General features: G+C 43.1%; 6 protein-coding genes and 1 pseudogene. All 7 read right to left on the bottom strand.

Annotated features, from left to right (window positions below; genetic code table 11):
- Window positions 1–363: 363 nt before the first annotated feature.
- Window positions 364–1,449: an alpha/beta hydrolase gene (locus D9603_RS19720; RefSeq protein WP_128732590.1), complete on the bottom strand. Its 1,086-nt coding sequence runs from the start codon at window positions 1,447–1,449 to the stop codon at window positions 364–366.
- Between the two features lie 300 nt (window positions 1,450–1,749).
- Entirely contained in the window at window positions 1,750–2,427 is a 678-nt protein-coding gene (gene nth / locus D9603_RS19715) for an endonuclease III (protein ID WP_161972772.1), read from the bottom strand.
- A 111-nt stretch (window positions 2,428–2,538) separates the two neighbouring features.
- Entirely contained in the window at window positions 2,539–3,171 is a 633-nt protein-coding gene (gene nth, locus D9603_RS19710) for an endonuclease III (RefSeq protein WP_128732589.1), read from the bottom strand.
- A gap of 71 nt (window positions 3,172–3,242) precedes the next feature.
- Complete coding sequence (locus tag D9603_RS19705; protein ID WP_128732588.1) at window positions 3,243–3,944, bottom strand: electron transport complex subunit E; 702 nt, start codon at window positions 3,942–3,944, stop codon at window positions 3,243–3,245.
- The gene (rsxG, locus tag D9603_RS19700) at window positions 3,941–4,576 is read right to left on the bottom strand and encodes an electron transport complex subunit RsxG (RefSeq protein WP_128732587.1); all 636 of its coding nucleotides are present in this window, start codon (window positions 4,574–4,576) and stop codon (window positions 3,941–3,943) included. Before rsxG ends, D9603_RS19705 begins: the two co-directional genes overlap by 4 nt.
- On the bottom strand, window positions 4,573–5,634 hold the full coding sequence (gene rsxD / locus D9603_RS19695; RefSeq protein ID WP_128732586.1) for an electron transport complex subunit RsxD: 1,062 nt from the start codon (window positions 5,632–5,634) through the stop codon (window positions 4,573–4,575). The genes rsxG and rsxD overlap by 4 nt, the downstream gene beginning before the upstream one ends.
- Window positions 5,631–5,886, bottom strand: a pseudogene (locus tag D9603_RS19690) (electron transport complex subunit RsxC); the annotation flags it as partial. The gene rsxD and the pseudogene D9603_RS19690, both read right to left, overlap by 4 nt.

Raw genomic sequence — 5,886 nt, 5'->3', positions numbered from 1 at the left:
TTTTGACTTGCCGACAGGGATTTAGGGACTTCAGCGACAGCAGGACGCGGTAGTGGTGTTATCAACGATACTTTCTCGCCTAAAAACAGATCAATTAATTAAGGTAATTAATGGAATGGACTTGTAACTACTCCCCATCGGCGTCATGATGCGCCATATTAGTTTGGGGTAAGTTTTCGCATAAACAAAGCATAGAGAATCACATGAATAAAGTAACAATAGACTTAGATATCGCCAAGGACATTTTCACCTAGTTTGGTTAGATAGTTATAATTATGTGCAGCCTCACGATGCACTATCTTGAGGCAACGTAATTCTACCAATGAGCTTTACAAAATCTGGGGTAGTTATAGATTAACTTGACTATTCAACAGTTAGATTTTGCCTCTCTACTATATAATCAAAGGTTATTCCGGATAAATTTTGTCCATCAACGGTTACATCCCAAGCGCCATGTCCAGCACCTTCTAAAGTAACAAGCACGTTATGAATACTTAAAGAATCATAGATTCCTTGTAATTCTATTGCTTCAGAATATGGTGTAGATGGATTCGCATCATTAGTACCATGCGCCATGAAAAGTTCAGGGTCGTCACTGTCATATAAATACGCTCCATACACACCTTCGAACAGGTCTAGTTTTACATTCGAACCCCAAAAATAAACCATGTTTTTTACGTCATAGGCCTCTTGTATGTTTGTTGTTGCAAGTGTAGGGTCGTTATTAATTGATATTTCGTCTCTAAAATCTTCTAGGTTTGATATACCTAGTGTAATTGCTGTAATTGCCCCTGCTGAGGCTCCGCCAACAGTGATGTAATCAGTGTTTATGTTGTAGATGCCCGCATTTGCTACTATCCAACGAAGAGCGGCTTTTGCGTCTCTTTGAGCCATATACATAGCGACAGCTTGTTCAAACTGTTTTATCGTTTCAACACCTTGGAGAGCATGTTCAATCCACTCTTGCGGTGCAAGGCCTTTAAAGTAAGAGAGTAACTCATCTTGAGGCATGCTTGTTCTCGTAATTAACGCTTCGGCTGTTCTATAATCTATTGAAATAAAAACCCACCCTCTTGAAGCATAGTAACTTGCCATGTCTACGATTTCTGGTTTAGCCTTTGTGCCCCCGGTAAATCCACCACCATGAATAAACATAAAAACAGGTCTGTTGGTAGAGCCATTACTAGGGTAATAGACATCTAATTTAAGCGGAGTTGCAACAGCTGTTGTACTTGAACTCTCGTGTCTAAGCCCTTCTGCATATGTAACATCTTCATCTACAAACGTTACATAAGTCGATTCAGCTTTAACGATAGGAATACTATTATCTGGTTCGGGAACAAATAAAAAAGGCGGAGAATCTATAGCATCGCTGCCTCCACTGCCGCAGGCAGTAAGTGCAGTTAAGAAGAAGAAACTACACACCAATAGTAAACGATTACTGAACATAAAGCCCCCCAACTCAACTACAGATTGATCAAATCATAGCTCATAATAATTAAAGCTGCTTGGGGGAAGGTTATTTACATAACTTTACTCGTCTCATTTTTCAGGTGCTCTTCCCCTGAATAATATGAAATCTGATGTCAATCGGCTAGCAGGTACCTAGTATTAGGGGAAGATCGCAACAGCGCAAAGTTTCCCCTTCATGGTCATAATTAAAATTAACGATAAACTTAATCAAACAAAAATGCAGCTGTTATCACATAGATTGATGCTCACCTTTTAGTGGGCACTTTTTATTGAAAGTTATTTCTTTTTGGCTTGCTCTTTCAGAATTTCATTTATGAAGCTCTTGCGGCCATATTGGCGAGTGATAATACATTTATCTAAGTCAAAGCCTCTTGCAGGGCAATATTCTCTGCCATAGTAAATGATTTGAAGATGAAGGTCGTTCCAACGTTCTTTTGGGAAAAGGCGTTTTCCATCTTTTTCTGTTTGCTCTACACTTTTGCCATTAGATAGGCCCCAACGATACATTAGACGATGAATGTGTGTATCGACTGGGAAAGCTGGCACGTTAAAGGCTTGTGCCATTACCACTGATGCCGTTTTGTGACCTACACCTGGCATTGCTTCAAGATCTTTAAAATTCTGCGGCACTTCACCATTATGCTGATTGATAATCATCTCAGAAAGGTGCCAGATACCTTTTGATTTCATTGGTGATAAACCACATGGCTTGATGATTTCTTTGATGTCATCGATACTCATTTTTATCATGTCATAAGGGTTATCAGCTTTCGCAAATAGTTTTGGCGTGATCTGATTTACACGTTCATCAGTACACTGAGCAGATAGTAATACTGCAACTAATAAGGTGTATGGATCTTTATGATCAAGAGGGATAGGAACTTCAGGATAAAGTTCGTCTAGAATTTCGATAATAGCCTGAACTTTTTCTTTTTTTGTTATTGACTCACTCATCATTTGTTCCCTGATTCGTATGTTACTTTATGAATATAGGTTTTTACTATTCAAGCAGTCTTGTAGCTCAACATTTACAGATTCTTCTTAGTTATTCCGTAATTTGGTTTTCTAAGCAGCTTTGTCTTTAAACTCACATAGATCTTCAATGAGGCATGAACCGCATTTCGGCTTGCGAGCTGTACATACGTATCGACCGTGAAGAATAAGCCAGTGATGGGCATCGACTTTAAACTCTTTGGGAACGACCTTCTCTAGCTTTTGCTCTACAGCAACGACATCTTTACCCATTGCGAACTTGGTGCGGTTGGAGACGCGGAAGATATGGGTGTCTACGGCTATAGTTGGCCAGCCAAAAGCGCAGTTTAATACTACGTTTGCGGTTTTTCGGCCCACCCCTGGCAATGCCTCTAAGGCTTCTCGATTTTCAGGGACTTCGGAACCGTGTTTGTCGACAAGAATTTGACACATCTTATAGACGTTATTGGCTTTTGAATTAAATAAACCAATGGTTTTGATATAGTCTCGTAAGCCCTCAAGGCCCAGTTCCAAGATTTGTTCAGGCGTGTTGGCAACAGGAAAAAGCTTGCGAGTGGCTTTATTCACCCCAACATCTGTAGCCTGCGCTGAGAGGGTAACGGCCACGAGTAGCTCAAATGGTGATGAGTACTCTAACTCAGTTTCAGGATGCGGGTTCTCGTCCCGTAGTCGCGTGAGTATTTCTATGCGTTTTTGTTTATTCATAAGATTTACTTGCTAAGCTCAATAACGGTTTTGCTAGCAGCGACAGTGACGGTGTCGCTGCGAACCTTGGGCTAATTTAGGTTTGTAACTCGTGCTCTCGGCCCTTTAACTTGCTCGGGAGCTGGCACCGCGTTTTTGGTTTTGATTTGGTGGTCGATGACATTTTTAGCAGCGATAAGCAACCCCAGACCTAAGAAGGCGCCTGGTGGTAAAATTGCAACCAAAAACTGGTGATCAAAAGAGAATACTTCGATACGTAGCATACTTGCCCAGTCACCAAGCAAAAGCTCTGCACCGTCAAATAAGGTACCTTGGCCTAAAAGTTCACGCATGGCGCCGAGCACAAACAATACCAATGCAAAGCCAAAGCCCATCATTAAACCATCCCATACTGACAATAGCGGTGTATTTTTTGAAGCAAAAGCTTCCGCTCGGCCAATGATTGCACAGTTAGTAACAATTAAGGGAATAAATATCCCAAGGGACTGATACAGACCAAAGGTATAAGCATTCATCAGGAGTTGGATCACGGTGACAAACGCTGCGATTATCATAACAAAAACTGGGATCCGAATGTCTTTGGGTACCCAGTTTCTGACAACAGAAACCGTTAAGTTAGAACCGACTAGAACCAACAATGTGGCAATACCAAGCCCGAGTGCGTTAGTCACAGTTGAAGTGACGGCAAGCAGCGGACATAGCCCTAATAGCTGCACTAATGCAGGGTTATTTTTCCATGTACCTTCCAGGTACAGTGATTTGAATTGGCTCACTGTGATACCTCACAAGTATTTTTCGCATCAAATAGGGCGTCAAAGTGTGTTTTGGCGAACCACGCCGCTTGATTTACTGACGTAACCACAGCTCGAGGGGTAATGGTTGCGCCAGTGAAGGCATCAAACTGACCACCATCTTTTTTCACATTCAAGTGTGGATCAGCTTCACTGGTAACGTTGACACCATTAAAAGTTGTTACCCAGGCAGACTTTGCCAGCTCAACCTTATCACCTAGTCCCGGGGTTTCCTCATGACGTGTTATACGCACACCTGAGATCACACCTGCTCTGTTAACAGCGGTTAGAATATCGATATTACCACTATAGCCTCTTGGCGTGATATGCCGTACCAGCAACGCTGAAGGCGCACCATCAAGTCTAGCGCGATAAATTGTATGCGGCCCTTGCGGCCCTAATTCTGGAGCGTTGCTGGTGGTGCAATCAAGATAAAGCGTATTGTCATATTGATCTTTGTCAATCACTTGCGAAAGTAACTGCATAAGGTGTTGCTGTTCTTGATTTGCTATTTTACCTTTGGTGATGTCGTTGATCAGTGCTACTGCGCCTGTGGTTGCCAACGCAAATGCAGCTAAGATCAAACCGTTTTTCTGCATCGATTGAATTATCATGAATTTGCTCCGTGGCCATAGGTGCGTGGTTGAGTATAATGATCAATCAGTGGCACAGCCATATTCATTATCACGACGGCAAAAGCAACTGCGTCTGGATAACCACCAAATTGACGGATCACATAAACAGTTAAGCCAATCGCTGCGCCATAAATTAAGCGCCCAAGGTTAGTTGTTGAGGCTGAAACAGGATCGGTTGCAATAAAAAATGCGCCTAGCATAGTTGCACCGCTAAACAGGTGGAAGAGAGTACCGGGTTCTGATTGTGGTGCAATAATATAGCCAACCCCGCTGGCAAGGCCAAGGCTTACGATAAAAGATACTGGGATGTGCCAATTGATCACTTTGGCCTTTAAAAGATAAAGCCCACCAAGTAAAAAGGCGAAGTTAACATATTGCCAGCCCAACCCTGCGATTTCACCAAAACCAATGTAGCTCATTGCTTCTGTTACCGTATACCCTTGCGACACAGAAGTTTTTACCGAATCTAGCGGTGTGGCACTGGTCGCGCCATCAATGACGTTTGTGCTCCACTTATCTAAAGTCACACCTTGAGAGGTTGCTTCAGTGAATATCATCGCAAACTGATCAGCCAAGCTTAGCGTTTGGGTTGCTATCTCTTGGATCGGAGACCAAGAGGTCATTTGTACAGGAAAAGAAATTAGCAATAGTACGTAGGCAGCCATGGCTGGGTTAAATAGGTTAAACCCGAGTCCACCGTATAATTGTTTTACGATGGCGATAGCAAAGAATGCACCAATTACTGTTACCCACCAAGGTGCCAGTGGTGGCACGCTGATGGCAAGTAGTAGTGCTGTCAGCCAAGCGCTACCATCACTCAAACTTGGCCATATTTCACGGCCTCTTAGTTTCAGTACGGCAGCCTCGGTAAGACTCACAGTAATTAGGGCTAACGCTAGCTGGATTAATACGCCAAAACCAAAAAAGTAGGTTTGCACTAGGATCCCAGGAATACAGGCAGCCATAACCGTCATCATAATTTTGCTGACGGACTTGTGGCTATGGTTATGCGGGGATGAAGCCATGGTTAATTTCATGACGGTTCATTTCCTTCTTGTTCTTTGGCTTGCTTTTTCGCTTTTGCTTTTGCAATTGCGGCTTTAACTGCGGCTTTTTTACGGGCCTCGGGAGTTTGGGTATCAAGCTGCGCCTGCTCTGTGTCCGTGCTTTGTTGCTCCTCTAACGGTTCAACTGTGCTGTCGTTTGCTTCTTCAGCTTGTTTAGCAGCTTTTTTCGCTTTAGCGCGGGCTATGGCGGCGGCCACAGCGGCTTTACGAGGGTCAGCTACG

The sequence above is a fragment of the Pseudoalteromonas sp. PS5 genome (genome assembly GCF_004103255.1).
Taxonomy (GTDB): domain Bacteria; phylum Pseudomonadota; class Gammaproteobacteria; order Enterobacterales; family Alteromonadaceae; genus Pseudoalteromonas; species Pseudoalteromonas peptidolytica.
This window is presented reverse-complemented; position numbering and strand designations above follow the sequence as displayed.

Coding starts and splice junctions, on each gene's coding strand:
- rsxG (WP_128732587.1), bottom strand. CDS start 4,576: ATGATAATTCAATCGATGCAGAAAAACGGTTTGATCTTAGCTGCATTT.
- nth (WP_128732589.1), bottom strand. CDS start 3,171: ATGAATAAACAAAAACGCATAGAAATACTCACGCGACTACGGGACGAG.
- D9603_RS19720 (WP_128732590.1), bottom strand. CDS start 1,449: ATGTTCAGTAATCGTTTACTATTGGTGTGTAGTTTCTTCTTCTTAACT.
- nth (WP_161972772.1), bottom strand. CDS start 2,427: ATGAGTGAGTCAATAACAAAAAAAGAAAAAGTTCAGGCTATTATCGAA.
- rsxD (WP_128732586.1), bottom strand. CDS start 5,634: ATGAAATTAACCATGGCTTCATCCCCGCATAACCATAGCCACAAGTCC.